The following is a 25,761-nucleotide window of genomic DNA, read 5'->3' on the forward strand; positions in this document are numbered from 1 at the left end:
CCGCTCGTCATCTGCCGCCGCGTAGGATGGGCACCGTGACGAGCACGACGGAAGCCCCGCGGATCGGCCTCGGCATGCCGAGGATCCCGAGCGTGCGAGGCCGGCTCAAGGATATCCCCGTCCCCGGACGCAAGCGCGTGCTGCTCGCGGCGCCCCGCGGCTACTGCGCGGGCGTCGATCGGGCGGTCGTCGCCGTGGAGAAGGCCATCGAGCACTACGGCGCCCCGGTGTACGTGCGCAAGCAGATCGTGCACAACATCCACGTCGTCACCGAGCTCGAGAAGCAGGGCGCCGTCTTCGTCGACGAGGTCGACGAGGTGCCGGAGGGTGCGCACGTGGTCTTCAGCGCCCACGGCGTCTCGCCCGCGGTCGTGAACGCCGCGGCCGATCGGGGCCTGCACGCCATCGACGCGACGTGCCCGCTGGTGACGAAAGTGCACCGCGAGGCGGTCCGCTTCGCGCGCGACGACTTCGAGATCCTCCTGATCGGTCACGAGGGCCACGAAGAGGTCGAGGGCACGGCGGGCGAGGCGCCCGACCACGTCACGCTCGTGAACAGTCCCGACGACGTTCCGAACATCGAGGTCCGCGACCCCGACAAGGTGGTGTGGCTCTCGCAGACGACGCTGTCGGTCGATGAGACGATGGAGACGGTCCGGCGTCTGCGCGAGCGGTTCCCGAATCTGCAGGACCCGCCGTCCGACGACATCTGCTACGCCACGCAGAACCGCCAGGTCGCAATCAAGAAGGTCGCGCAGGACGCCGATCTCGTGATCGTCGTCGGCTCGGCGAACTCCTCGAACAGCGTGCGGCTCGTCGAGGTCGCGCTGGAGTACGGCGCGAAGGCGGCCTACCGCGTCGACTTCTCATCGGAGATCAAGCAGGAGTGGCTCGAGGGCGTCGAGACCATCGGCGTCACGAGCGGGGCGTCCGTGCCCGAGGGGCTGGTGCAGGAGGTGCTGCTCGAGCTGGCCGACGCGGGGTACGCCGACGTCGCCGAGGTGAAGACGGCCGAGGAGGACCTCATGTTCTCCCTGCCGAAGGAGCTCCGCCGCGACCTCGCGGGCAACCGCGACGAGCGGGCCCTCGGCGGTCGCACGCGCGCCGCGAACGCCTGAGCGGGGTCAGCCGCGCCGAGCGCGCGTGATCGCCCCGCTCACGGCGCGGGGGTCGGCACCGAGCTGAGCGTCCGGTAGAACTCGGGATCGCTCGCGAAGACCACCATGCCGACGACGAGCACGACGATGAAGGCCGCCACCCCGGCGAGCACCGGCACCCACCAGGCGAGCCGCCCCTGGCGCATCCGCGCCCGAGACCACAGCAGGGCGCCCAGCCACAGCCCGAGCTGCAGCGCGACGCCGAGGCCGATCGCGACGGGCACCACGGGGCCCGGGGTGAACGATGCCGGCGGCTCGGTGCCGAGCACGGCCGCGGACAGGCGCGCCGATTCGAGCACGCTCTGCGGCAGCACGAGCAGCGAGAACGCGTTGTACAGCGCCCCGAGCGCGCCGAAGACGAGCAGCGCGATGGTCCAGCCTCGGTCGACGGGATGCGCCGCCGGTGCGCCGTCGGGGAAGCCGGAGGCTGCGGGCGCCGCCGTCGGCGGTGTCGCGGGCTCAGCCGCGGACTCGCGCTCGGCGGGCGGCTGCCAGCTCCAGCCGGGAGGGGCGTACTCGCCGTAGCGCGGACGGGGCCGCTCGTCGGCCGGTCCTCCGCCGGGAGGCGTCCCGTCGGCGGATGCGTCGGGCGTTCGAGCGGCCTCGTCCTGCGACATCCGGTGCCTTACGCCGTGATCGACTGCCCGGCGGAGCCGAGCTGACGGGTGGACTCGCCGACGCGCGCCGCCATCGCCGACTCGGCGACCTTGCCCCACGCGCGCGGGTCGTACTGCTTCTTGTTGCCGACGCCGCCGTCGACCTTCAGCACGCCGTCGTAGTTGGCGAACATGTAGCCCGCGATCGAACGCGTAAAGGCGTACTGGGTGTCGGTGTCGATGTTCATCTTCACGACGCCGTTGGCGACCGCCTCGGCGATCTCCGCGTCGGTCGAGCCGGAGCCGCCGTGGAAGACGAGGTCGAGGGGCTTCGGGCCGGTGCCGTACTTGGCGGCGAGGCCGTCCTGGATCTCCTTGAGCAGCGACGGGCGGAGCTTGACGTTGCCCGGCGCGTAGACGCCGTGCACGTTGCCGAAGGTGAGGGCGGCCATGTACCGGCCCTGCTCGCCGAGGCCGAGCGCCTCGACGGTCGAGATCGCGTCCTCGAGGGTGGTGTAGAGCGCCTCGTTCGAGCCCTCGTGCTTGACGCCGTCCTCCTCGCCGCCGACGACGCCGATCTCGACCTCGAGGATCGCGTTGATCGCCTTCATCCGGGGCAGGATCTCCTTGGCGATCTCCAGGTTCTCGTCGAGCGGCACGGCCGAGCCGTCCCACATGTGCGACTGGAAGATCGGGTTGCCGCCGGCCTTCACGGCCTCCTCCGACGCCTCGAGGAGCGGGAAGACGAAGTCCGCGAGGGCCGGCTTCGGGCAGTGGTCGGTGTGCAGCGCGACCGTGATCGGGTACGACTTCGCGACCTCGTGCGCGAAGCGGGCGAAGGCGAGCGCACCGGTGGCGCGGGCCTTCACGGTGTGGCCGGCGAAGTAGTCGGCGCCGCCTGTGGTGACCTGGATGATGCCGTCGGAGCCCGCCTCGGTGAGGCCCTGCAGCACCGCGTTGAGGGTCTGCGACGAGGAGACGTTGAACGCCGGGAACGCGAAGCCCTTCGACTTCGCGGTGTCGAGCATCTCGGCGTACTGCTCGGGGGTGGCGATGGGCATGGACGCTCCTTCGAAGACGAGGTGGGTTCGCGCACGAGTCTAGCCAGTCGCGAGCCCGCCTCGAATCGGCCGGAACCGGTGGCCGGCGCGCGGCCCGGGGGCCTCGGTGCGGCCCGTCGCCCGTAGCGGCGCGAGGATGGAGGCATGCACGAGCGACTCGCCGACGGCTTCCTCCACGCCTGCGCGGCCGCGGCGCGCACCGCGCTCCCGCTCGTCGGCGCCGGCGACGGCGACGCGGTCGACGGGGCGGCCGTCGCGGCGCTCCGCGCAGGGCTCGACGACCTGCCGATGTCGGCGCGCGTCGTCGTGGGCGAGGGGGAGAAGGACGGCGCGCCCATGCTCGCGCCGGGGGAGCGGCTGGGTCGCGGCGGTCCCGATGCGCCGGCGTTCGACCTCGCGATCGATCCGGTCGACGGGACGCGCCTGGCCGCGGCGGGCCGTTCCGGAGCGCTCGTCGTGGTGGCGGTCGCGCCGCGCGGCGCACTCGCCGACCTCGCCGCGGCGCACTACCTCGAGAAGCTCGCGACGTGGCTGCCCGCAGCACGTCAGGCGGATGCCTCGGGCGACGGCCCCGCGCCGCTCCTCGAACGTCTGCCGTGGCTGGTGCACCGGATCGCGGCGGCTCGCCAGGTCGATGCCGGGCAGGTGGTCGTCGCGGTGCAGGACCGGCCGCGGAACCGGGCCTACGCGGACGCCGCCGCCGGGGCGGGCGCTCGCGTCGAGCTGTTCGAACACGGCGACGTCGAGCGGACGTTCCGGGCGGCCCGGCCCGGTCACGGCATCGACATCGTCGCCGGCATCGGCGGCGCGCCGGAGGGCGTGCTTACGGCGGTCGCCGTGCGCTCGCTCGGCGGCGACCTGCGGGTCCGGCCCGCCCCGCAGTCGGAGGCCGAGGCAGGGCGGATCCTCTCGGCTGGGATCGCGCCCGATCGGGTGCTCGGCCTCGACGACCTCTGCGCCGCGAGCCCCGGCGAGGAGACGGTGTTCGTCGCCGCGGTCACCCAGGCCGACGTCGGGGTCCCGTTGACCGGTGCGACCCGTCGCGGGCGAGGCATCCGCGTCGCGGCCTGGACGTCGGCTCGGCCCGCCGACGCGGTGACCATCGACTTTCCCGACGGTTAAGAACGCCCGATCTTGCACGGACGTGCGGGCCTCAGGCGGGCTCCGGTGAAGGCCCCGCGGCTAGGCTCGAATCGGTGGGAGACCCCGCCGACCGGCCCCGGAAGGACCTCGAAGGTGAGCACCGACGACAGCCTCTACCTGCACCCCGACCGCAACATCGCCCTCGAGCTCGTGCGCGCGACCGAAGCCGCCTCGATCCGCGCCTACCCATGGATCGGGCGGGGCGACAAGATCGGAGCCGACGGCGCCGCCGTCGACGCGATGCGTGCCTTCCTCGGCACCGTGAACTTCGACGGCGTCGTCGTGATCGGCGAGGGCGAGAAGGACGAGGCGCCGATGCTCTTCAACGGCGAGCGGGTCGGCAACGGGCGCGGACCCGCGTGCGACATCGCCGTCGACCCGATCGACGGCACCTCGCTCACCGCAGCCGGGCGGCAGAACGCCCTCTCGGTGATCGCCGTCGCCGACCGCGGCACCATGCTCGACGCGTCGAGCGTCTTCTACATGGACAAGATCGTGACGGATGCCTCGGGCAAGGGCGTCGTCGACATCCGCAAGCCGATCGGCGAGAACCTCCGCGCGCTCGCCGCGGCGAAGGGCAAGCAGGTCGGCGAGCTCCGCGTCGCCGTGCTCAACCGGCCTCGGCACGAACAGCTCATCGCCGACATCCGCGAGGCCGGGGCGGGCACCCGGCTGATCAGCGACGGCGACGTCGCGGGCGGCATCAACGCCGCCCGGTACGAGTCCCGCATCGACATGTGCGTCGGCATCGGCGGCAGCCCCGAGGGCATCACGACCGCGTGCGCGATCAAAGCGCTCGGGGGCTTCATGCAGGGCCGGCTCGCCCCGAAGGACGACGCCGAGCGCGCCCGCGGCGAGGCGGCGGGGCTCGACTGCGACCGCGTGTACGAGCTCGACGACCTGGTGCGCAGCGACAACACCTTCTTCGTCGCCACCGGTGTCACCGACGGCGAGCTCGTCGACGGCGTGCGGAAGAAGGGGCCCGTCATCCGCACGGAGTCCATCGTGCTCCGAGGCCGCTCCGGCACGATCCGCCGCATCGTCGCCGACCACCTCGTCGAGAAGTGGCTCGACGAGGGCGACCGCTGACCCAGCCCTCGTCGCGCGGTCGTGGTCGACGGCGTGGGCGGCATCCGCGATGATGAGCGGATGACTCGCGCCGAGCGTCTCCCGCGCGCCCTCCGACCGTTCGGCTCCGGGCAGTACCGCCTGCTCGTCGCCGCGCTCGCCGCATCGCTGCTGTCGTCGGGCGCCTGGCTGGTCGCCGCGGTCTGGCAGGTCGTCGAGCTCGGCGGCTCGCCGATCGACCTCTCCCTCGTCGCGACGGGGTCGGCCCTCGGGCTCGTCGCCGCTGTGCTCGTCGGCGGTGTCGCAGCCGATCGCATCCCGCAGCGGCGGATCCTGTTCGTCGTCGAACTCGTCCGCGGCGGCGCGTTCGCGGTCGCGGCGCTCCTCGCCGGCACAGGCATCGTCGAGGTGTGGCACATCGCTGCGATCTCGTTCGTCCTCGGCGTCGCCGACGGGTTCTTCTACCCGGCGTACTCGGCGTGGCTGCCGTCGCTGCTGCCAGCCGACCACCTCCTCGCGGCGAACGGCATCGAGGGGGTGCTGCGACCGGCCGTCATGCAAGCGGCGGGCCCCGCACTCGCGAGCGCGCTCATCGCGGTGCAAGCGCCGTGGCTCGCGTTCGCCGTCGTGGCGGTGCTGCAGGCCGCTGCGGCCGGCGTGCTTGCCCTGATGCGGACGACCGCCGTCCGCCGCGACTTCGAGGTCACGGACGCGCACCCGTTCCGTCAGGTGGTGGGCGATTTCCGCGACGGGTTCGCGTACCTCGTACGCACCCGGTGGCTGTTCGCGACCCTGGTGTTCTCGATCGTGCTGGTGTTCCTCATCATGGGCCCGATCGAGGTGCTCCTCCCGTTCGCGGTGAAGGATCAGACGGGTGGCGGCGCCGGCGCCTTCGCGCTCGTGCTCGCCGCGTTCGGGCTCGGCGGCGCGGTCGGCTCGCTGGCCGTGGCCTCGCTGCCGCTTCCGCGGCGCTACCTCACGCTCATGATCCTCGCGTGGGGGGTCGGCTGCGTGCCGCTCGCGATCATCGGCTTCACGTCGTGGCTCTGGGTCATGGTGGTCGCCGTCTTCATCGTCGGCGTGCTGTTCGATGGGGCGCAGGTCGTGTGGGGCACCCTGCTGCAGCGCCGAGTGCCTCCGGCGATGCTCGGCCGCGTCTCGAGCCTCGACTTCTTCGTCTCGCTCGCGCTGATGCCGATCTCGATGGCGGTGGCCGGCCCCGTGGGCGAGGCGATCGGGCTCGCACCGGCGTTCCTCATCGCCGGGCTCGTCCCGCCGTTCCTCGCGCTGGCGACGCTCGCGTTCGCCCGGCTCGGCCGGGACGAACTCGCGCACCCGCTCGATGCGGCGCCGCCGGATCCGACGATCGTGACCGGGCCGGAGGCCGCCGCAGGATTCGAGGCGCCGGCCGACGAGCGGCAGCCCGGGGTGCCGGGCGAGGAACGGCAGCCCGAGGCACCCGAACGCTGAGGGTGGCGGCCGGGGCCGGCACGTGGAAGGCTGACGCCACCGGATGAGGGGAGTCCGCAATGGTGGAGATCCGCGACGCGTTCCCCGGGTTCAGCGTGAACGACGTGAAGGCCGCACGGCGGTTCTACCGCGAGGTGCTGGGACTCGGGGTCGCCGATGAGATGGGCGGGCTTCGGCTGACGTTGCCGTCTGGGCAGTCCGTGTTCGTGTACCCGAAGGACGATCACGAACCCGCGTCGTTCACCATCCTGAACTTCATGGTGGGTGACATCTCGCAGACGGTCGACGACCTGAACGCCGCGGGCGTGGTGACGAAGATCTACACCGAGGGCTTCGCGTTCGGCACGGATGAGCGCGGGATCAACTGGGGGTCGAAGTCGGGTATGGGCCCCGACATCTGCTGGTTCAAGGATCCGGCGGGAAATGTGCTGAGCGTCATCCAGGAGTAGCAGTTCGCCGCGCGGAGGCGCAGCGCGGCGCAGGCCGCAGCCGAAGCCGGCCCGCGTCGGGGCCCGAGGCCGGGCGCGCTCGAGCGGCGCTCAGATCGAGCGGATCTCGGGGTCGATGTCGGCGATCAGCGTGTCGTGGTGCACGACGATCTCGGCTTCCACATCGACCTCGACCTCGAGGTCGGCCTCAGCCTCGAGCTCGCCCGCCGAGGCGGCGGCGGCCGTGAACTCGTACGCCGCCAGTTCGCGCGGGCTCTCTTCGATGCCCTCGAGGGTGGCGAGCACCTTCGTCTCGTCGAGCGCCTTGAGCTTGCGGGCGGTCGGCAGCACGCGCGACTCGAGCGAGCCGACGAAGGTGTTGTAGTCCTTCACGGTGCGCTCGATCGTGCGGCCCAGCTTTTCGATCTGGCCGGCGGTCGTGGCCAGGCGCGAGTAGAGCTCGCGGCTGAGGTCGAAGAGAGTCTGCGCCTCCTTGGTGAGCACGTCCTGCTGCCAGCTGAACGCGACGGTCTTCAGCACCGACCAGAGCGTGACCGGCGAAGCGAGCGCGACACGCTTCGCGAACGCGAACTCGAGCAGCGACGGGTCGGCCTCGAGGGCGCTCGAGATGAGCGACTCGCTCGGGATGAAGGCGATGACCATCTCGGGCGAGGCGCCGAGGCCCTCCCAGTAGGTCTTTCCGCCGAGGGCGGTGATGTGGTCGCGCACGGCCTTGACGTGCTGCTTCATGAGGGTTTCGCGGCGCGCACCGTCGGCGCCGGTCGCCGTGGCGGCGATCTGGCTGGCTTCGAGGTAGGCGTTGAACGGCACCTTCGCGTCGACGGCGATGTGCTTGCCGCCCGGCAGATGGATGACCATGTCGGGCCGGCCTGCGCCGGCGTCGGTCGTGATCGACCGCTGCGTGTCGAAGTCGACGCGCTCGATGAGCCCGGCCGCCTCGACGACGCTTCGCAGCTGCGTCTCGCCCCACACTCCGCGCGTGCTGTTCGACCGGAGCGCAGAGGCCAGCGACTCAGCCGTCGAGCGCAGGCGCTCCTCGTTCTCGGCGGCGATCTTCAGCTGCTGGCTGAGCTCGCCGTGCTGCTGATGGCGCTGCGTCTCGAGGGCGGTCACCTTGGACTGCATCTCGGTGAGCGTCTGCTTGACGGGGGCGAGGGCTTGCAGCACCTTGCTCTCCGCCGCCTCGCGCGCCTCGCGCTCCTGCTGTTCGGCCCGCTGCCGCTCGACGATCTCGCGGTACTGCTGCCTGGCGGACTCGATCTGCTCGCGGAGCCCGGCCGTCGTGGCGTCGAGCGCAGCGAGCTCCGCGCGCAGCTCGGCCTGCACCTGCTGCTCCTCGGCGCGGATGCGCGCCTGCTCCGCCGCGTGCGCGGCGTGGACGCCGGCGAGCTCGGCGTGGTGCCGCGCCTCGACGAGCGCCGGGTCTTCGGCCGGCGGCATCGCCGAGCCGGCCTCGGTCGCGCGGCGCGAGGCGACGAACCAGGTCGCGAGGGCGCCCAGGGCGCCGCCGACGACGAGGCCGATGACGAGCAGCAGGATCTCCATGCCGACGAGTGTCGCAGCCGCCGCCGACATCCGCGCGGAACCGGCGCGGCGCGGGCGAACCCCGTCGACTACTGCAGCGCCATAGGCCCGTGCACCGCGGCTCTCCGGCGGGAGGCCGCGACGCCGAGGGCGCCGGGGCGCACGGCGGTGCGGCGGGCCAGCCGGTCGAGATCGTCGACCTCGTGGCGCTTCGCCGCGTGCACCACGATCGCCGCGCAGGCGAGTGCGTCATCGAGCGCGTTGTGGTGCGAGAAGTCCTCGAAGCCGGCGGCCATCGCCGCCGACGGCAGCCGGTACGAGTCGAGATGGTAGGTCTTCCGCGCCACCTGCAGGCTGCAGAGGTAGGCGTGATCGGGGACGTCGATCGCGAACGCCTCGCACGTCTTCTGGATGACGCCCATGTCGAAGCCCGCATTGTGCGCGACCAGCCAGTCGTCGCCGGCGAACGCGCGGAAGGACGGCATGAGCTCGGCCCACGTCGCGGCATCCGTCACCATGTCGGGCGTGATGCCGTGGATCCGCACGTTCCACTCCGAGAACTCGTCGTGCGGGAACGGCGGCCGCAGCAGGTGGTACGCCCGGTCGACGACGCGCCCGTCGCGCACCTTCACCAGTCCCACCGAACACGCGGACGCTCCGGACGAATTGGCGGTCTCGAAGTCGATCGCGGTGAAGTCCACTGGCATGTCCCGCATCGTGCCACGTGCCGCCGACGGTTGACGGATGCCTCGCCGCGGGCGTGGAATGGGCGCGAGGACCCGCCCGGAAGGGAGGCCGAAATGGCCGAGGCATCCGACCCATCGCTCGTCACCGACCCCGCCGACCCGGCGACCCGGCGGTCGGCGAGATCGTTCGGCCTCGCGGCATCCGTCTACCAGACGGCCCGGCCGGGGTACCCGGCCGAGGCGGTCGCGTGGCTCATCGGCGATGCCGAGCGCGTGCTCGACCTCGGCGCGGGCACGGGCAAGCTCACCGAGGCGCTCGTCTCCCTCGACCGCGAGGTGATCGCCGTCGACCCCGTCGAGGAGATGCTCGAGGAGCTGGAGGTGCGCGTCCCCGGCGTGCCCCGCATCCTCGGCGTGGCCGAGGACATCCCGATCGAGGACGACTCGGTCGACGCCGTCGTCGCCGGGCAGGCGTGGCATTGGTTCGAGGCCGACCGTGCCGTCGCGGAGATCGCGAGGGTGCTGAAACCCGGCGGAGTGCTCGGACTGGTCTGGAACAGCCGCGACACCCGCGCGGGGTGGCTGCACGAGGCCGGTGAGCTCATGCACGAGCGGCACGACGCGAGCGTCACGTTCGAATCGTACGTCCGCATCGGCCCGCCGTTCGGGGCCATCGAGGAGCATCAGGTCGAGTGGGTCGAGACGATGACGCGCGCGCGGTTCCTGGACCTCGTCCGCTCGCGGTCGGCCTTCATCACCGCCGGCGAGGCCGAACAGCAGTCGACGATCGCGGCGATCGAGATGCTGCTCGCCACTCATCCCGACGTCGCCGGCGCCGCTGAGCTCGCGGTGCCCTACGTGACCCGCTGCTTCCGCGCCCGGCTCGGCGGCTGAGCGATCACGTGCGCGACTCGCCGTCGACGCGGTCGAGCCAGTCGACGAGCAACGCGTCGAGCAGCGTCGGCCGTTCGATCTGCAGGTTGTGACCCGCGACGTCGAGCACGGCGAAACTCGCGTGCGGGTAGTGCTCGAGGAGGTCCCACTGGTCGAGGTAGCCCGTCACGTTGTCTTGGCGGCCCGTCACGATCAGTGTCGGCGCGAGGAGTGGCCCGTCCGACTCGGGCGGGCTCGTCAGCGCATACGCCGACCGGATGCGCGCCACCGCTGCCTGGTCGGCGCGCGAGAGTCCCGGGGCGATCTCGGCGCGGAACCGGCGCCAGGTCTCGGGCGACTGGACGACCGCGATCTCGGTGAAGTCCGCCGCCTCGGCCGGGTCGAGGCCGGCGACGAGCTCAGGGTCGGACCGGCGGACCTCCAGCGGCGGTACGCGTCGATCGTGCGACTCGACCGCGGTGCCCATCGGGCAGATGAGCGCCAGGCCGAGCACTCGGTCGCGCCTCCGGTTCGCGATCGCCCGCGCGAGATATCCGCCGAAGGACTCACCGACGAGAAGGAACGGCGCATCGCCGATCGCCTCGTCGAGGAACTCCTCGACGCGCGCGAGCACGTCGTCGGTGCTCGAGACGCCGTCGCCGGGTGAGCGGCCGAGCCCCGGCAGGTCGGGATACAGGCGGCGGATGCCGCCCCGGGCGGACAGCACGGGCTCGAGGCATCCGCTCATCAGCTCATGGTCGACGGGGAATCCGTGCAGAGCGACGAGCGGGACGCCGTCGCCGCGATCGAGGGCGTTGAGACGGTGGGTCACGTCCGCCACAGTAGGCGCCGCCGCCGACATCGGGTGCACGGGTCGCGGCAGGTAGGCTAGACGCCCGTGGCACTCACCATCGGAATCGTCGGCCTCCCCAACGTCGGCAAGTCGACGCTGTTCAACGCTCTCACCAAGAACCAGGTGCTCGCGGCGAACTACCCCTTCGCGACCATCGAGCCGAACATCGGCGTGGTGAACCTGCCCGACCCGCGGCTCGAGGTGCTCGCCGGCATCTTCGGCTCGGAGCGCATCCTGCCGGCCACCGTCTCGTTCGTCGACATCGCCGGCATCGTCCGCGGCGCGAGCGAGGGCGAGGGGCTCGGCAACAAGTTCCTCGCGAACATCCGCGAGGCCGATGCGATCGCGCAGGTCGTGCGCGGCTTCAGCGACTCCGACGTCGTGCACGTCGACGGCGCCGTCGACCCGAAGGCCGACATGGAGACCATCAACACCGAGCTGATCCTCGCCGACCTCGAGACCCTCGAGCGCGCCATCACGCGCTATGAGAAGGAGGTCAAGGGCAAGAAGCTCGACCCGTCGGTGCTCGCCGCCGCCGTCGAGGCTCGTGACGCCCTGCAGGCCGGCACGCCGCTCTCGGCGACCAAGATCGACCTGGAGCCCGTCAAGGAGCTCGGTCTGCTCACCGCGAAGCCGTTCATCTACGTCTTCAACGTCGACGAGGACGTGCTGACGGATGCCTCGAAGAAGGCCGAGCTCGCAGCGCTCGTCGCGCCGGCCGAGGCTGTCTTCCTCGACGCGAAGATCGAGTCCGAGCTCATCGACCTCGACCCGGCCGACGCGGCCGAGCTGCTCGCCTCCACCGGGCAGGAGGAGTCGGGCCTCGACCAGCTCGCGCGCGTCGGCTTCGACACGCTCGGCCTGCAGACCTACCTCACCGCCGGCCCCAAGGAGTCGCGCGCGTGGACCATCCGCAAGGGATGGAAGGCGCCGCAGGCGGCGGGCGTCATCCACACCGACTTCGAGCGCGGCTTCATCAAGGCCGAGGTCATCTCGTTCGACGACCTCGTCGCCGCCGGCTCGGTCGCCGAGGCCCGCGCCAAGGGGAAGGCCCGCATGGAGGGCAAGGACTACGTCATGCAGGACGGCGACGTCGTCGAGTTCCGGTTCAACGTCTGACGAAGCACCGGGGGACCGCGCGCCCTCTCGTCGGCACGGCTGGCTGATCCTCGAGGCCACGCGATCGCACCATGAGGGACCGACGAGTTCCCCGCTCAGCGACCCCGCGGCCGATGCGTGAGAGCTCCCGCAGACCGCGCCGCCGGCGCCAGTCGTCGGGCTACCGCCACTGTCTGGTTCAGACGATCGCCGTCCTTGCCCATACACTGCGAAGTGCGAATGCCTTGGGGGAGGTGCGGCCGAGGGGGCCGCTCGCGTGAAGGAGGGGGGCCCGCATGGGTCGGAAGACGCTGCTGCTTGCAATCGCACTGACTGCAGCCTGTCTGTCGGGAATCGCCGGAGCCGCTCCGGCGATCGGGGCCACATGGGGCGCGCCGTCACCGCATATCGCGCCGAGTACGGACGCGGCCGACGAGCCCCCGCCACCCGCTGAGGAGAGTGATCCGTTCGCCACGGATCCGTCGGCGACGGATCTGCCGGCGACGGATCCGCCCCCGACCGTGCCGGTGCCGACGGTGCCGGCGCCGGCGCCCTCGGCCCCCGACGAGGTAGCTCCCTCGCCGGAACCGACGGTGGTTCCCCCTGGCGATCCCGGGACGACCTCAGATGGGGCGACGCTCCGAGCCGCCGCTACCGTCATCGAGCCGTTCGGGGCTGGAACGCACCGCCTCGCCGGTGCCGATCGGTTCGCCACCGCGGTCGCGATCTCGGGCCGGTTCCAGCCGGGTGTGCCCGTCGTCTATCTTGCGACCGGCCTCGACTTCGCGGATGCCCTCGCGGCGGCGGCCGCCGCCGCGAGGCAAGGCGGACCGCTCCTGATCACGACGCCCGACGTGCTGCCGGCGGTCATCCGCGACGAACTGATCAGGCTCGCACCAGCACAGATCGTGGTCGCGGGCAGCGAGCTCGCGATCTCGCCGGCTGTGTTCGCCGAGGTGGCGACGCTCGCTCCCGTCGTGCATCGGATCGGCGGAGCGGACCGCTACGAGACCGCGGACCTGCTCATCGACGGGGCGTTCCCGGTGGCAACGCAGGCGTATGTGGCCACCGGCCGGGCGTTCCCCGACGCTCTCGCCGCGTCTGCTGCAGCCGCGGAGATCGACGCCCCCGTCTTCCTCATCGACGGACTTGCCGCAGTCGTTCGCGATGAGAGCATCGCCCTCATGCGCTCGCTCGGCGTGCGAACAGTCCGCATCGCCGGCGGCGATGCCGCTGTGGGAACTGCGCTCGAACGCGACCTCGACGCAGCTGGATTCGCCGTCGTGCGCCATCAGGGTGCCGATCGGTACCAGACCGCCGCAGCCATCAACGAGGCAGTGTTCGGCGACGAGGCCTCGATCCCGGCGGCCTTCTTGACGACCGGAGGCGACTTCGCGGACGCGCTCGGCGGCGCTGCGCTTGCCGGCGGCATCGGCTCGCCGATCTACTTGGTCCGGACCGAGTGCGTGCCGCCGGAGGTAGCCGACGCGCTCGTGGGCCTGGCGCCCAGCGCCAGGGTCGTCCTCGGCGGGCTGGAGTCAGTCGGCGAGCCCGTTGCGCGCGGCATCGAGTGCGCCGTCGTGTGGACGAAGCCCGCGACCGGCCGCATCACCGACGGTTTCGGTCCGCGCGCCCCGATCTGCACGCCGGGCGGGTGTACGCAGTCGTTCCACCGCGGCACCGACATCGCCACCGGATGCTGGGCGCCGATCCGCGCCGCCTCCAGCGGCCGTGTCGTGACGGCTGGCGTCGTCGGAACCTACGGCAACTTCGTGAAGATCGATCACGGCAGCGGCATCCAGACCGGCTACGCGCATCTGTCCAACGGTGGCGTCCTGGTGCGCGTCGGGCAGTACGTTCAAGTCGGAGATCAGATCGGCTGGTCCGGAGCGACGGGGGCGGCCACCGGCTGCCACCTCCACTACGAGGTCTACGTGAACGGCAGCCAGGTCGACCCGGTTCCCTTCATGCTGTCGAGGGGGGTGATGCTCGGCTGATCGAGGCGCGACGTCCCCCGCGCGACGGCCAATCGCGCACCGCCCCCGTCCAGGGCGGATCAGTCGGGCGTCGTCTCCGAGCGCAGACGCGGCTCCGTTCGCCGGCGCGGGGTGAACCCGGCCTTGTCGGCGTAGAAGGAGCGGATGCGGTCCATGTCGTGCGAGACGTCGCCGGTGAGCTCCATCGTCGGGCCGAGCCCCGTGGTCATGGTCGTGCGATCCACATAGCCGAGGGTCACCGGCATCCCGGCGTCGCGGGCGATGCGGTAGAAGCCCGACTTCCAGTACTCGTTCGCCCCCCGCGTGCCGTCGGGCGTGACCACGAGGCCGAAGACCTCGCCGGCCCGCACACGCGCCACCACCTCGTCGACGACGCGTCCGGCATCGGCTCGGTCGACGGGGATGCCTCCCAGCCGACGCATGATCGGACCCCGCCAGCCCGCGAAGAGGCTCTGCTTGCCGAGCCAGCGCACGTCGATGCCGAGCTGCCAGGCGATGGCGAGCATGAGCACGAAGTCCCAGTTCGAGGTGTGCGGCGCGCCCACGAGCACGGTGGGGCGCGTCGGCGCCGGTTCGGTGACCAGCTTCCACCGGCTGCAGGCCCAGAAGAGGCGGGAGACGAGTCGACGGAGCATCCGGCCACGGTACGCGACCGCGTATGGCGGCCGCGGCATGCGCACGCGACGCGTCAGGCCTCGGGCAGATCGTGGCAGACGACGTCGGTGATCCAGGCGTCGGCGTAGTCGTCGTGGCCGTACACGAGCGGGACCAGCTCGCCCGCGCCGATCGCGGTGAATCGGAGGGTCCGCGTCTCTTCGGGCTCCATCACGCTCGGGTCGGATGCGAAGCCGACCCACACGGTGAGGACGTTGCAGTCGGCTTCGGGGAAGATCGCTCCCTCCCAACAGCCCTGCTCGAACTCGACGGGGCAGTCGGCCGCGAACCGTCCGTCTGTGTAGTACTCGAGCTCGGCCGGGAACGTGAACGCGGTCGCACCGGAGCCGTAGTGGATGACGCCGTCATCGCCGGTGCCGTCGCCGCCGACCGGTGCCGCAAGGGTCATCCGGTCGAGCACGGCCGGGAGGGCGAAGGCGATGCCCGCCGCGAGTCCCAGGACGAGCACGGCTGCGGTCGCCGCGATGCCCGCGATCCATCCGCCCGACAGCCCCCGGGACGGCCGCGGAGGCTGCGTGAACGCCTGCTGCGGCGCGATGGTCTCGAGCAGCACGCGGCGGGCTTCTCCGAGCGTCTCGGCCCAGCCCACGGCCGCGCGCCGGCCTTCGTCATCCGGGTAACGCGACGGATGTCTCGCCCAGAGCTCGGCCCGGAACGCCTCCTCGACGGTCGTCGGGGTGAGCGGGGCGACGGGGTCGAGGCGCAGCAGGGTGCGCGCGGTGTTCGGGTCCACGCCGTGATCATATGGCCGCGGTGAGTGGGGCGTACAGCGGCCGGGGTGATCGTCATGGCCGCGCCCGACGCCGCGGACCGTGACGGCGTCGGCGGCCTGTGCGATGCTGACGGCATGCCCGAATCACCGGAGGTGCAGGCACTCGCCGAGGAGCTCGACGAACGGCTGCGCGGGCGCACGATCACCGGCGTCGACGTCCTGGAGTTCCGCGCGGCGAAGACCAGGTCGCGTCCGCCGTCCTCGCTCGAGGGCGAACGCATCGCCGGGGTGACCCGTCACGGCAAGCTCCTCGACGTCGCGGTCGAGGCCGGCGCGCACCTCGTCGTCTCTCTCGGTCGTCATGGCTGGGGGAGATGGGCCGACGAGACGGCGGATCCCGCGCCCGGCGAGCGTCCGCCCGCACTCGTCTCGATCGGCTTCGACGAGGGGCCCGCGCTCGAGCTGACCGACGCCGGCGGCTGGGTCTCGCTCGGGCTCTGGGTCGTCGACGACCCCCGCGAGGTGCCCGCGATCGCGAAGCTCGGCCCCGACCCCGCCGACGAGTCGTTCACGCGAACCGACTTCGACGAGGCGTTCGTCGGTCGGCGCAAGCAGACGAAGGCCGTGCTGCAGGAGCAGGAGTCGCTCGCCGGCATCGGCAATGCGTACTCCGACGAGATCCTCCACCTGGCGAAGGTCTCGCCGGTGGCGCACGCCTCGACCCTGACGGGCGAGGAGCTCGACCGCCTGTTCGCCGCCACGACGGGCGTCGTGCGAACGGCGATCGCCGAGCGGCGGGGCATCCCCATCGACCAGCAGAAGGCGGCCAAGGTGGCCGCGATGCGCGTGCACGGCCGCACGGGCGAGGCGTGTCCCGTCTGCGGTGACGAGATCCGTGATTTCTCCTTCGCGAGCACCACGGCGCAGTACTGCCCGACCTGCCAGACCGGCGGCGAGCGGCTGCCGTTGCGTCCCGCGTGAGCGCCGGTCGCCGGGGGCGCTCGACGCAGCTCGGCCGCATCGGCCATCATGGGGGACGATGACGACTGACACCGCCCGGCTGCTCCGGGCCTACGACGACCAGCTCCGCACCGACGCCGAGACGCCCAGCGCGATCGCCGTCACCCGATCCGGGCCGCTGCGCCTCGTGACCTTCGCCGGTGGCCGCGGGTTCGTTACCTACCGCGACCTCGGCGGCGCCGACGCGGCAGAGGTGGCCAGGCTGGTCGAGACCGCGGTCGCCCACTACCTCGCCGACCCCGCGATCGACCGCGTCGAGTGGAAGACGCGTGGACACGATCACGCGCCGGGCCTGCACGACGCCCTTCTCGCGAACGGGTTCTCGCCCGAGGAACCGGAGTCGATCATGGTCGGCGAGGCGACCGCGCTCCTCGCCGAGGTGGAGCTTCCCGCCGGCACCACGCTGCGGAAAGTCACCGAGGAGGCCGACGTGCGGGCTGCGAGTGCGATGGCCGACATCGCGTTCGGCGACGCCGTCGACCCCGGACAGGCTGACGCACTCCTGCGCCGCCTGGCTCGGGACGACGGCATGGAGATCTGGGTGGGCGAGGTCGACGGCGAGATCGTCACCACCGGCCGCTTGGAACCGGTGGCCGGGACGGAATTCGCCGGGATCTGGGGTGGTGCCACTCTGCCGGCCTGGCGCGGGCGCGGCATCTACCGAGCCCTCACGGCCGCTCGGGCGCGGTCGGCGATCGCCGGGGGCAAGCGCCTCATCCACAGCGATTCGACCGAGTACTCCAGGCCGATCCTCGAGCGCTCGGGTCTCGTGAAGGTCTCGACGACGACGCCGTACCAGTGGCGGCGGCCGCAGGCCGCGTGAGGGCAGCCGGCGCCGGCTCAGGCCGCGTGCGACCGGTCGTCGACGCGGACTCGGCTGACCGCCTCGGGCGCTGAGGTGAAGCGCCCGGCGCGGCCGTCGGTCGTCACGTACTGCACGCGGATGCCTCGCCCGATGCGCGCCAGCTTCGTGACCTCGTACTCGCGCCCCGAGGTGTTGACGAGCGTGTCGCCGACTCGCAGGTAGCGAGTCTGTCGCAGTTCGATGGCCTCCATGCTGAGAGTGTCTCAGCAGCCACTGACATCGCGACTGCGCCCCCGGTGCGGATCAGGACCCCGGAGCGACGCACTCCACATCCTGGATCCAGCCGAATCGGTAGTCGTCGTCCGCGAAGGTGACGTAGGTGGGGCTCCCTGATTTCGCGTCGTCGAATGTCAGCCGCTCGACCGCGTCGGGGACCGTGGCGGTGTACTCGTCGGTGTACCCGACGGTGACCACGAGGCGTGCGCAGTCGGCTTCCGGAAGAACCGCCATCTGCCAGCAGCCCCGGACTTCGTCGGGCGGGCAATCCTGCCAGAGCCGCCCGTCCGAATAGACCTCGAGGCCCGCCGGGAAGCTGTAGGCGGTGTAGTCGGCGTCGTACCGGTCGGTGGCGATCTCCGACTGCGCCTCCTGTCGTTCAGCCGCGGTCGATGCGGCCGAAACGGCTGCGGAGGCGAGGAAGAGCCCCGCCGCGAGGACCGCACCCAAGCCGGCGATCGACCCGGCGACGATCCCGACGACCACCCAGGGGCGCCGCCTGGCGCGCGGATCGCCCGGGGTCGGGGCGGGCGGGGTGGCCGGCGTGCCGGCGTTGATCAGGCTCTCGCGCGCCGCCGACAAGGTGCGGGCCCACGCCTCGGCTTCGCGTCGCTCCTCGCCCTCCGGGTATCGGGAGGGATGGCGGTCCCAGGTCGCCGCCAGATACGCCGCGTCGATCTCATCGAGCGTGACCGGGTGGTCGGGCGGGAGGCGCAGCAGCGCGCGTGCGGTGTTCGGGTCCACAGCGCGATCATAGGGGGCCGCCTGCCTGTCGGTGACACCCGCCATCGCAGCGGGGAGAGATGGAGATTTCGGGCGGGATGTCGGTGGGCGGGTGCAGGATGGAGGGGTGCCTGAGCTGCCCGAAGTGGAGGCGCTCGCGCGGTTCCTCCGCGAGCGCGCGGTGGGCCATGCCATCGCGTCGGTCCGGCTCGCGTCCATCTCGGCGCTGAAGACGTTCGATCCGCCCGTGCAGGCGCTCGAGGGTGCGGTCGTCGACGGGGTCGCCCGGCACGGCAAGTTCGTCGACCTCGACGCGGGCGGCGTCCACCTCGTCTTCCACCTCGCGCGGGCCGGATGGCTCCGCTGGTACGAGGAGGTGCCTGCGACACCGGTGAAGCCCGGCAAGTCGCCGCTCGCCCTGCGGCTGCGGTTCGACGACGGGGCCGGGTTCGACCTCACCGAGGCGGGCACCAAGAAGTCGCTCGCCGTGTATGTCGTCCGCGATCCCGCGGAGGTGCCGGGCATCGCCCGCCTCGGGCCCGACCCGACCGCGCCTGGCTTCAGCCTCGACGACTTCGCGGCGGTGCTGGCCGGTCGGCGCACGCAGGTCAAGGGCGTGCTGCGCGACCAATCGGTGTTCGCGGGCATCGGCAACGCCTACTCCGACGAGATCCTGCACGCGGCCCGGATGTCACCGTACGCGTTGGCCGCGAAGCTCTCACCCGAACAGGTCGAAACGCTCTACCGGGCGATGCGCGAGACCCTGGCCGAGGCCGTGGAGACGGCTTCGGGCCGGCCGCCCGCCGAGCTGAAGGACGCGAAGCGGCGCGGCATGCAGGTGCACGGCCGAACAGGAGAGGCCTGCCCGGTGTGCGGCGACACGGTGCGTCAGGTCATCTTCGCCGACTCGACGTTCCAGTACTGCCCCACGTGCCAGACGGGCGGAAAGCCGCTCGCCGATCGGGTGCTGTCCCGGCTCGTGAAATAACGAGGGTATGCGCAACGCGCCGACGCCGGTCGGCGCGTCGCGGATACTCGCACGGATCCGCTGCTCGGCCAGGATGAACGGATCAGCTGGCGCGTTCAGGTGCGCGGATCGCCGTCGGTGCGGCGGCCCTCCTCAGGACGGACCGTCGTCGCGTCGGCGCGCGAGTCGCCGACCGCGGCGTCGTCGGTCGCGCCGGCCGCATGGCGCGGCACGCCGCCGTCCGCAGTCCGGTCCGACCGGTCGCGATCGGCGGTGACATCCGGGTCGAGGTCGTCCGCCTTCCTCAGCCGCGCGTCCGTCTCGTCCCGCAGCTGCGCCGCCTCCGCGCCGCGCGACTCGCTCTCGCGCGCGAGCCGGTCGGCTTGGAGCTGAGCGGCGCGGGCATCCGCCTCGGCCTTCGCCGCTGCGGCGGCGGCCTGCGACGCCGCCACGTCGTGCGCGGCGGCGCGCTCCTGCGTCTGCTGCGCTTCGGCGCGGATCTCTGCGGCCTTGCGGCGCTGCTGCTCGGCTCGCGCCTCCCGTGCGCGTCGCGATGTCAGGGCCACGACGATCGCGATGATGACGATGACGACGACGATCGCGACGATGATCCAGATCACGGTGCTGGTGTCCATGGCTGTCCGCCTCCTCGGTCGGGTTCCCCGACAGTCGACCGCGGATGTCCGCGGCGCGGCAACGGGTTGCGTGGGGCCCTCGGTTGCGCCATGATCCCTGCGATCATGAGGGGGTGACGTCTCCCGATGTGCGCTGGCCGCGGCCGGCGGGTCCGCTCGTCCTCCGGCCCGCGACCGATTCCGACCTCGACGAGGTCCTGCGCTGGCGCAACCGCCCCGAGGTGACGCGATGGTTGCTCCGGACGGAGGTCGACCCCGACGCGTTCCGGCGCGTCTGGCGCGAGCGGGCCGTCGACCCGACCGACCATGCGGCCGTCGCCCTGCTCGGCGATCGGGTCGTGGGTACCGCCTCGTTGCAGGTCGTCGACGCGATGGGCCAGATGCACGTCGATCCCGGACCGTGGCGAGGTGCCGAGGCCGAGCTCGGCTACCTCGTCGACCCCTCCCACGCGGGTCGCGGATTCGCCACGGCCATCGCCGGTGCGATGCTCGACCTTGCCTTCGGCGAGCTCGGCGTGCACCGCGTCACGGCCGGCTGCTTCGCCGACAACAGCGCATCCTGGCGCGTCATGGAGAAGCTCGGCATGCGCCGCGAGCAGCACGGCGTGCAGGATTCCTGGCATGCCGAGCTCGGCTGGGTCGACGGGTACACCTATGCGATGCTCGCCGAGGAATGGCAGCGGAGCCGGCGCACCGCCACTGGTGAGGGCGCCGCGTGAGCGCAGATCCGCTCGTCGCGCGCCTGCGGGCGGCGGGGTGCGTGTTCGCCGAGGAGGAGGCTGCCCTGCTCCGTGGCGCCGCCGCCGACGATGCGGCCCTCGAAGCTCTCGTCGCGCGCCGCGTCGCGGGGGAGCCGCTGGAGCCCCTGCTCGGATGGGTGGAGTTCAGCGCGCTCCGGATCGAGGTGGTGCCCGGCGTCTTCGTGCCGCGGCGTCGCACCGAGGCGCTGGTGACCGAGGCGGTGCGGCTCGCACGCGAGGTGGCTTCGCCGGTCATCGTCGACCTCTGCTGCGGCGTCGGCGCGATCGGTGCGGCCGTCGCGGCCGGTGTTGCGCCGAGGCCGTTGGGCCGCCTCGTCGCCGCCGACATCGACCCGCTCGCAGTCGAGGTCGCCCGGCGCAACCTGCGTCCGTTCGGTGGTGAGGCCGTGGTCGGCGACCTGTTCGCCGCGTTGCCAGGGGAGCTGGCTGGATTCGTCGACCTGCTCGTCGTGAACGCGCCGTACGTTCCCACCGCCGACATCGGATGGATGCCACGCGAGGCGCGCGAGCACGAACCGATGCGCACGCTCGACGGCGGGACCGACGGATTGGACGTGCACCGGCGGGTGGCCGCCGGTGCACGTGATTGGCTGGTGCCGGGCGGGCGGGTGCTCATCGAGACCAGTGAGGCGCAGGCCGGGCGGACCGCCGACGCGCTCGCCGAGGCGGGTCTGACGACCCGGATCGGGGTCGATGCTGAGCGGGGCGGCACCTACGCCGTCGGGACGGCGCCGCGCTGACGCCGACCACGTCCGGCGTGCGGTCGTTCCAGACCGGTGACGCGGCCTGTCACGACGGACGCCGCGCGGCGAGGATGGCCGACACCTCGTCGTCGCTCGTCTGAGTGAAGTCGAGGTAGTGCATTCCGACGGCCATGAACCCGGTGGGCGTCGCCAGGCACACGACGTCGTCGGCCTCGGGCACGGCGGCGTCGACGCCGGGCGGTCCGACCGGAGCGGCGAGGACGACCCGCTCGGCGCCGAGCGCCCTCGCGATGCCGCAGGCGACCCGCGCAGTCGCCCCGGTCGCGACTCCGTCGTCGACGATGACGGCGGTGCGCCCGCGGAGATCGACGGCGTGCCGGCCGCCTCGGAACCGTTCGACCCGCGCCGCGACTTCCGACCGCTCACGCCGTTCGATCCGATCGAGCTCGTCGCCGCTCGCATGCGCCGCCCGGCGCAGTTCCGCATTCCAGACGGCTGCCGCATCCTCGCCCACCGCCCCGATCGCGACCTCCGGCTGCCCGGGCATCCCGAGCTTTCGTACGACGAGCACGTCGAGCGGGGCGTCGAGCGCTCGCGCCACCTCGTCGGCGACGGGCACTCCGCCGCGCGGCAGTCCGAGTACCACGGGCCGGTCGAGCCGGCCGTCGCTGGCAAGGTCGGCGAGCCGGGCACCGAGCCTCCGGCCGGCGTCCCGCCGGTCGCGGAACCGCTCCATGGGCGACATCCGAACCGAGTTCGGGTGACGCGTCAACCCCCTGTCTCCCCGCTCTCCGAACCGGTAGTGTCGCAGCCACGACGGGAATCGGAACGTGGTGCTCGGAGGGCCTCGCGCGGGGGTGCGGGACGTCATCGAGATCACGGTGGCCGGTCGGGGGACCGGCTCGGCGGGCGGTGCTGGGGGCATCGCCCGCCCTTTCCCGTGCCCGGATCGTGCAACGGGACGTTCGAGTCGAGGAAGCATCGCCTACACTGATGGAACCTTCCCCCTGAGCGGGGAACCCGTTCAGACCGGGATCGGCGGTGCCCCCCTTGATGCCGCCGGTCGGCTTGGAGTGTCCCCGTGGGTCGTCACAGCATCGCTGCTCCGGCGAGTAAGCCGGGCCGCCGCGCCCTGATCCTGTCCATCGTCGCTGCCGTCGCGGTCGTCGGCGTCGTCGCATCCGGGGTGTACCTCTGGGTCGGCGGCCACCTGAACCCGCTGTTCGCGGCGGCGGAGCCGGGCTGTGAGACACCCGACGAACTGCTGATCGTCGCCGACACCTCGATCGCTCCGGTGCTCTCTGACGTCGCGGCGGAGTTCGACGCGTCGGGCGACCTGTGCGTGAGCACGGAGGTGCGGGCGCAGGATGCCGCGGACACGGCGGCCGTCGTCGCCGGCGGCGGTCTCGATGCCGACGCCTGGGTGCCCGATTCCAGCGTCTGGATCGACCGCGTCGCGGCGACCGCGTCCTCGCTCGGCCAGCCGGCGCCCGCGGTCGAGGCTCGGGAGTCCGTGGCGAGCTCGCCGGTCGTCTTCGCCGTCCCGGCCACCCGCGCCGAAGAGGTCGTTGCGGCCGAGCCCGCGAGCTGGACCCGGGTGCTCACGGGCACCCTGCCGGCGATCATGCCCGACCCGGAGGCATCCGCGTCGAGCCTCGCCGGTCTGCTGGCGCTCCGCGCCCACGCGTCGCCCGCCGATCCGCGCGCCTTTCCCGGCGCGATGATCGCGCTCGGCAAGGCGATCCCGGCATCCACGAGCGCAGCGTTCAGTGCGGTGTCGTCCGCGCCGCAGGCGAGCGTTGTGATCACCAGCGAGGCGCAGCTGGCCGCGTACAACCTCGACGACCCCGCGGAGCAGCTGGTTGCGGCGTACCCGGCCGACGGCACCGTGTCGCTCGACTACCCCTTCCTCGTGCTGGCGCCGGAGGACGGCGGTGCGGATGCCGCGTCCGAGAGCGAGACCGCCGAGCCCGGCGACGCCGCCGGGGAAGCCACCGGAGACGGAGCGGACGAGGCCGCGACGCAGCCCTCGCACGCCGAGCTCCTCGACCGCTTCGAGCAGGCGGTCCGCGACGCGAGCGACCGGTTCCTCGCGGCCGGGTTCCGCGCGCCCGACGGCAGCGGCGAGCTCGACGTGGCGGGCGTGGGCGCGACGGCCGCTCCGCCGGCGGCCCCGCTCGACGGCGCCGCCCAGCTCGAGATCCTCCGCGCGTGGGGTGTGCTGACGCTCCGGTCGCGCATGCTCGCCGTGATCGACGTGTCGGGCTCCATGGAGGAGCCCGCCGAGAACGGCTTGCGTCGCATCGACATCTTCCAGCAGGCCGCCATCGGAGCCATGTCCAAGTTCTCGGGCGAGGTCGAACTCGGGGTATGGGTCTTCTCCACGGCGCGGAACGGCGACCTCGACTACGAGGATCTCGCGCCGATCGCCCCGCTCGCCGACCAGGCGCACACCCAGGGCATTCAGCAGATCATCGGTTCGCTGCCGGCCCGCCTCGGCGGGGCGACCGGCCTCTACGACACGACGCTCGCGGCGGTCCAGCGCGTGCGTGAGACGTACGACCCGGAGAAGGTCAACTCGGTGCTGCTCATCACCGACGGCAAGAACGAGGACGAGAACGGCATCTCCCTCGAGCAGCTGCTCGGCGAGCTGCAGAAGATGAACGACCCGGCGAAGCCGGTGCCGGTCATCATGATCGGCTTCGGTCCCGACACCGACCTCGGCGCGATGCAGCAGATCGCGAAGACGACGGGCGGGGCGGCGTATTCGGCCTCCAAGCCGGAGGATCTCGGTCTCGTGCTCGTGGACGCCCTGACGCAGCGCACCTGCCGGCCGAACTGCGGCTGAGCGGAAGACGGAGCGGGGCCCGGTGGCGAACCACCGGGCCCCGCTCCGTGCGTGGGTTCGTGTCGTCGGAAGGGCGCGACGCGTCAGTGTCCGACCGGCGCGCCTTCGGCCATGTCGGCCGGCTTCCGCACGAACAATGCGCCGACGATGGCGGCGATCGAGATGATCGCCCCGACCGTGAAGGCACCGCGGATGCCCGCGGCCTGAGCGGCGAGGTCGCCCGCGCCGGCCGCGGCGGCCGCGGTCTCCCTCGCCGCCATGACGGTGATGAAGAGCGCGGTGCCGACGGCGCCGGCCACCTGCTGGATGGTGCCGATGATGGCGGAGCCGTAGGAGTAGAACCGGGGTTCCACCGACCCGAGCGCCGAGGTGAACAGCGGCGTGAACATGAACGCGAGCGCGACCGACATCACCAGGTGCAGCCCGAGCACGAGCCAGAGCGAGGTGTCCTCGCCGACCATGGTGAGCGACCACAGCACGGCACTTAGCACGACGCTCGCCGGCACGAGCAGCGGCGTGGGCCCGAACCGGTCGAAGAGCCGCCCGACCGTCGGGCCGAGCAGCCCCATGAGCAGGCCGCCGGGAAGCAGCATCAGGCCGGTCTGCAGCGGCTCGAGCAGTAGCACGCGCTGCAGGTAGAACGGCAGCACGATGATGGTGCCGAACAGCGACGCCATGAGCACGACCATCATGCCGACCGAGATCGAGAAGTTCTTCGACCGGAAGGTGCGCAGGTCGAGCAGCGCGCGGTCGCGGCGCTGCAGCAGCAGCTGCCGCCAGATGAACGCGCCGAGCGCGAGCCCGCCCACGACGAACGCAGCCGGCAGCGCCCACGCAGGGGTCGCCGACGCGTCACCGCCGCCTTCGCCGCCGATGAGGCTCAGACCGTACACGAGGCCGCCGAAGCCGAACGCGGACAGCACGACCGACCAGAGGTCGATCGGCAGCTTCCGCGGCTCGTTGACCGTCTCGACCTTGCGCGCCCCGATGACGAGCATCACGACCGCGATGGGCAGGACGAGCCAGAACATGAAGCGCCAGCTGAGCGTGTTGAGGATGATGCCCGAGATGGTGGGGCCGACGGCGGGCGCCACCGACATCACGATCGAGACGCGGCCCATGAACCGGCCGCGGTCGCTCGGAGCGACGACCGTCATGAGGGTGGTCATGAGCAGCGGCATCATGATCGCCGTGCCGCTCGCCTGCACGACGCGGGCCGCGAGCAGCACCTCGAAGCCGGGAGCCAGCGCGGCGAGGAGCGTGCCGGCCGAGAACAGGCTCATCGCGGTGATGAAGATCGGCTTCGTCGGGAAGCGCTGCAGCAGGAAGCCCGTGATGGGGATGACGACGGCCATGGTCAGCATGAACGCCGTCGTCAGCCACTGGGCGGCCGTGACGGAGATGTGGAGGTCGTCGACGAGGTGCGGCACCGCGACGCCCATGATCGTCTCGTTGAGGAAGACGACGAAGGTCGCGGCGAGCAGGAGCCAGATGACGCGGGTGTTGCGGGCGCCGTGGTCGGGCTGGTGGGCCCGGACCGCGGCGTCCTCCGCGGCGGCGCGCGGGCTGTCGGCGAGGTGGGTGGGTTCGGCCGACGTCGAGCCGGAGGGCTCGAGGTCGACGGAGTCGAGGTCGGATACGGCGCGTTCGGTCACGGAGC

Annotated in this window: 25 protein-coding genes and 1 pseudogene; 14 read left to right on the forward strand and 12 right to left on the reverse strand. The window is 72.1% G+C overall.

The genetic code is table 11. The features are described from left to right. Window positions 1-74 precede the first annotated feature (74 nt). A complete protein-coding gene (locus ABIQ69_RS05885; protein WP_350349968.1) occupies window positions 75-1,118 on the forward strand; it encodes a 4-hydroxy-3-methylbut-2-enyl diphosphate reductase in 1,044 nt (347 codons plus the stop codon). 38 nt (window positions 1,119-1,156) lie between these two features. On the opposite strand, the gene ABIQ69_RS05890 is transcribed toward ABIQ69_RS05885, so the two are convergent. Continuing rightward, the gene (locus ABIQ69_RS05890; protein ID WP_350349446.1) at window positions 1,157-1,774 is read right to left on the reverse strand and encodes a DUF6264 family protein; all 618 of its coding nucleotides are present in this window, start codon (window positions 1,772-1,774) and stop codon (window positions 1,157-1,159) included. An 8-nt stretch (window positions 1,775-1,782) separates the two neighbouring features. Then, window positions 1,783-2,817, reverse strand: a pseudogene (fbaA, locus tag ABIQ69_RS05895) (class II fructose-bisphosphate aldolase); the annotation flags it as partial. Window positions 2,818-2,958: 141 nt separating this feature from the next. On the opposite strand from fbaA, the gene ABIQ69_RS05900 reads away from it, so the two are divergent. The 4 genes from ABIQ69_RS05900 to ABIQ69_RS05915 all read left to right on the forward strand — a co-directional run bounded on the left by ABIQ69_RS05900 (window position 2,959) and on the right by ABIQ69_RS05915 (window position 6,944). Beyond that, window positions 2,959-3,936: a fructose-bisphosphatase class II gene (locus tag ABIQ69_RS05900; protein ID WP_350349447.1), complete on the forward strand. Its 978-nt coding sequence runs from the start codon at window positions 2,959-2,961 to the stop codon at window positions 3,934-3,936. A 114-nt stretch (window positions 3,937-4,050) separates the two neighbouring features. Then, window positions 4,051-5,046 carry a class II fructose-bisphosphatase gene (glpX, locus tag ABIQ69_RS05905; protein ID WP_350349448.1) on the forward strand — a complete coding sequence of 332 codons (996 nt, stop codon included), beginning with the start codon at window positions 4,051-4,053 and terminating at the stop codon, window positions 5,044-5,046. A gap of 60 nt (window positions 5,047-5,106) precedes the next feature. Further along, window positions 5,107-6,495, forward strand: a complete 1,389-nt coding sequence (locus ABIQ69_RS05910; protein WP_350349449.1) for an MFS transporter — start codon at window positions 5,107-5,109, stop codon at window positions 6,493-6,495. 59 nt (window positions 6,496-6,554) lie between these two features. Continuing rightward, the gene (locus ABIQ69_RS05915; RefSeq protein ID WP_350349450.1) at window positions 6,555-6,944 is read left to right on the forward strand and encodes a VOC family protein; all 390 of its coding nucleotides are present in this window, start codon (window positions 6,555-6,557) and stop codon (window positions 6,942-6,944) included. A 90-nt stretch (window positions 6,945-7,034) separates the two neighbouring features. On the opposite strand, the gene rmuC is transcribed toward ABIQ69_RS05915, so the two are convergent. Together rmuC and ABIQ69_RS05925 are read right to left on the reverse strand one after the other, a co-directional pair. Next, the gene (rmuC, locus tag ABIQ69_RS05920) at window positions 7,035-8,489 is read right to left on the reverse strand and encodes a DNA recombination protein RmuC (protein WP_350349451.1); all 1,455 of its coding nucleotides are present in this window, start codon (window positions 8,487-8,489) and stop codon (window positions 7,035-7,037) included. 68 nt (window positions 8,490-8,557) lie between these two features. Continuing rightward, window positions 8,558-9,175 (reverse strand): 3'-5' exonuclease, encoded by a 618-nt coding sequence (locus ABIQ69_RS05925; protein WP_350349452.1) that lies wholly within the window; start codon window positions 9,173-9,175, stop codon window positions 8,558-8,560. A gap of 93 nt (window positions 9,176-9,268) precedes the next feature. Between ABIQ69_RS05925 and ABIQ69_RS05930 the strand changes: the two genes are divergently transcribed. Then, entirely contained in the window at window positions 9,269-10,048 is a 780-nt protein-coding gene (locus ABIQ69_RS05930) for a class I SAM-dependent methyltransferase (RefSeq protein WP_350349453.1), read from the forward strand. A gap of 4 nt (window positions 10,049-10,052) precedes the next feature. Here the strand turns inward: ABIQ69_RS05930 and ABIQ69_RS05935 are convergent, their stop codons facing one another. Next, window positions 10,053-10,859: an alpha/beta hydrolase gene (locus ABIQ69_RS05935; RefSeq protein ID WP_350349454.1), complete on the reverse strand. Its 807-nt coding sequence runs from the start codon at window positions 10,857-10,859 to the stop codon at window positions 10,053-10,055. A gap of 66 nt (window positions 10,860-10,925) precedes the next feature. Here ABIQ69_RS05935 and ychF point away from each other — a divergent pair, with 66 nt between their 5' ends. After that, complete coding sequence (gene ychF, locus ABIQ69_RS05940; RefSeq protein ID WP_350349455.1) at window positions 10,926-11,999, forward strand: redox-regulated ATPase YchF; 1,074 nt, start codon at window positions 10,926-10,928, stop codon at window positions 11,997-11,999. Window positions 12,000-12,274: 275 nt separating this feature from the next. After that, the gene (locus tag ABIQ69_RS05945) at window positions 12,275-13,975 is read left to right on the forward strand and encodes a cell wall-binding repeat-containing protein (RefSeq protein WP_350349456.1); all 1,701 of its coding nucleotides are present in this window, start codon (window positions 12,275-12,277) and stop codon (window positions 13,973-13,975) included. 59 nt (window positions 13,976-14,034) lie between these two features. Here ABIQ69_RS05945 and ABIQ69_RS05950 read toward each other — a convergent pair whose 3' ends face one another. Together ABIQ69_RS05950 and ABIQ69_RS05955 are read right to left on the reverse strand one after the other, a co-directional pair. Further along, the gene (locus ABIQ69_RS05950; RefSeq protein WP_350349457.1) at window positions 14,035-14,610 is read right to left on the reverse strand and encodes a 1-acyl-sn-glycerol-3-phosphate acyltransferase; all 576 of its coding nucleotides are present in this window, start codon (window positions 14,608-14,610) and stop codon (window positions 14,035-14,037) included. Between the two features lie 53 nt (window positions 14,611-14,663). Next, window positions 14,664-15,383: a hypothetical protein gene (locus tag ABIQ69_RS05955; protein WP_350349458.1), complete on the reverse strand. Its 720-nt coding sequence runs from the start codon at window positions 15,381-15,383 to the stop codon at window positions 14,664-14,666. A gap of 114 nt (window positions 15,384-15,497) precedes the next feature. On the opposite strand from ABIQ69_RS05955, the gene ABIQ69_RS05960 reads away from it, so the two are divergent. Beyond that, a complete protein-coding gene (locus ABIQ69_RS05960) occupies window positions 15,498-16,343 on the forward strand; it encodes a DNA-formamidopyrimidine glycosylase family protein (RefSeq protein ID WP_350349459.1) in 846 nt (281 codons plus the stop codon). Window positions 16,344-16,401: 58 nt separating this feature from the next. Next, window positions 16,402-17,205, forward strand: a complete 804-nt coding sequence (locus ABIQ69_RS05965) for a GNAT family N-acetyltransferase (RefSeq protein ID WP_350349460.1) — start codon at window positions 16,402-16,404, stop codon at window positions 17,203-17,205. Between the two features lie 17 nt (window positions 17,206-17,222). On the opposite strand, the gene ABIQ69_RS05970 is transcribed toward ABIQ69_RS05965, so the two are convergent. Together ABIQ69_RS05970 and ABIQ69_RS05975 are read right to left on the reverse strand one after the other, a co-directional pair. After that, complete coding sequence (locus tag ABIQ69_RS05970) at window positions 17,223-17,438, reverse strand: hypothetical protein (RefSeq protein ID WP_350349461.1); 216 nt, start codon at window positions 17,436-17,438, stop codon at window positions 17,223-17,225. A 52-nt stretch (window positions 17,439-17,490) separates the two neighbouring features. Further along, entirely contained in the window at window positions 17,491-18,252 is a 762-nt protein-coding gene (locus ABIQ69_RS05975) for a hypothetical protein (RefSeq protein ID WP_350349462.1), read from the reverse strand. 61 nt (window positions 18,253-18,313) lie between these two features. On the opposite strand from ABIQ69_RS05975, the gene ABIQ69_RS05980 reads away from it, so the two are divergent. Beyond that, a complete protein-coding gene (locus ABIQ69_RS05980) occupies window positions 18,314-19,174 on the forward strand; it encodes a DNA-formamidopyrimidine glycosylase family protein (RefSeq protein ID WP_350349463.1) in 861 nt (286 codons plus the stop codon). Between the two features lie 95 nt (window positions 19,175-19,269). Here the strand turns inward: ABIQ69_RS05980 and ABIQ69_RS05985 are convergent, their stop codons facing one another. After that, on the reverse strand, window positions 19,270-19,788 hold the full coding sequence (locus ABIQ69_RS05985) for a hypothetical protein (RefSeq protein WP_350349464.1): 519 nt from the start codon (window positions 19,786-19,788) through the stop codon (window positions 19,270-19,272). Window positions 19,789-19,901: 113 nt separating this feature from the next. Between ABIQ69_RS05985 and ABIQ69_RS05990 the strand changes: the two genes are divergently transcribed. Together ABIQ69_RS05990 and ABIQ69_RS05995 are read left to right on the forward strand one after the other, a co-directional pair. After that, a complete protein-coding gene (locus tag ABIQ69_RS05990; protein WP_350349465.1) occupies window positions 19,902-20,507 on the forward strand; it encodes a GNAT family N-acetyltransferase in 606 nt (201 codons plus the stop codon). Continuing rightward, window positions 20,504-21,289 carry a putative protein N(5)-glutamine methyltransferase gene (locus tag ABIQ69_RS05995; RefSeq protein ID WP_350349466.1) on the forward strand — a complete coding sequence of 262 codons (786 nt, stop codon included), beginning with the start codon at window positions 20,504-20,506 and terminating at the stop codon, window positions 21,287-21,289. The genes ABIQ69_RS05990 and ABIQ69_RS05995 overlap by 4 nt, the downstream gene beginning before the upstream one ends. A gap of 49 nt (window positions 21,290-21,338) precedes the next feature. Here ABIQ69_RS05995 and ABIQ69_RS06000 read toward each other — a convergent pair whose 3' ends face one another. After that, complete coding sequence (locus tag ABIQ69_RS06000) at window positions 21,339-21,989, reverse strand: phosphoribosyltransferase family protein (protein ID WP_350349467.1); 651 nt, start codon at window positions 21,987-21,989, stop codon at window positions 21,339-21,341. 345 nt (window positions 21,990-22,334) lie between these two features. On the opposite strand from ABIQ69_RS06000, the gene ABIQ69_RS06005 reads away from it, so the two are divergent. Beyond that, window positions 22,335-24,101 (forward strand): VWA domain-containing protein, encoded by a 1,767-nt coding sequence (locus ABIQ69_RS06005; protein ID WP_350349468.1) that lies wholly within the window; start codon window positions 22,335-22,337, stop codon window positions 24,099-24,101. A gap of 83 nt (window positions 24,102-24,184) precedes the next feature. On the opposite strand, the gene ABIQ69_RS06010 is transcribed toward ABIQ69_RS06005, so the two are convergent. Further along, on the reverse strand, window positions 24,185-25,756 hold the full coding sequence (locus tag ABIQ69_RS06010) for a DHA2 family efflux MFS transporter permease subunit (RefSeq protein ID WP_350349469.1): 1,572 nt from the start codon (window positions 25,754-25,756) through the stop codon (window positions 24,185-24,187). Window positions 25,757-25,761: the final 5 nt, after the last annotated feature.

Origin of the sequence: Agromyces sp. G08B096, assembly GCF_040267705.1 — a bacterium.
Lineage (GTDB): Bacteria > Actinomycetota > Actinomycetes > Actinomycetales > Microbacteriaceae > Agromyces.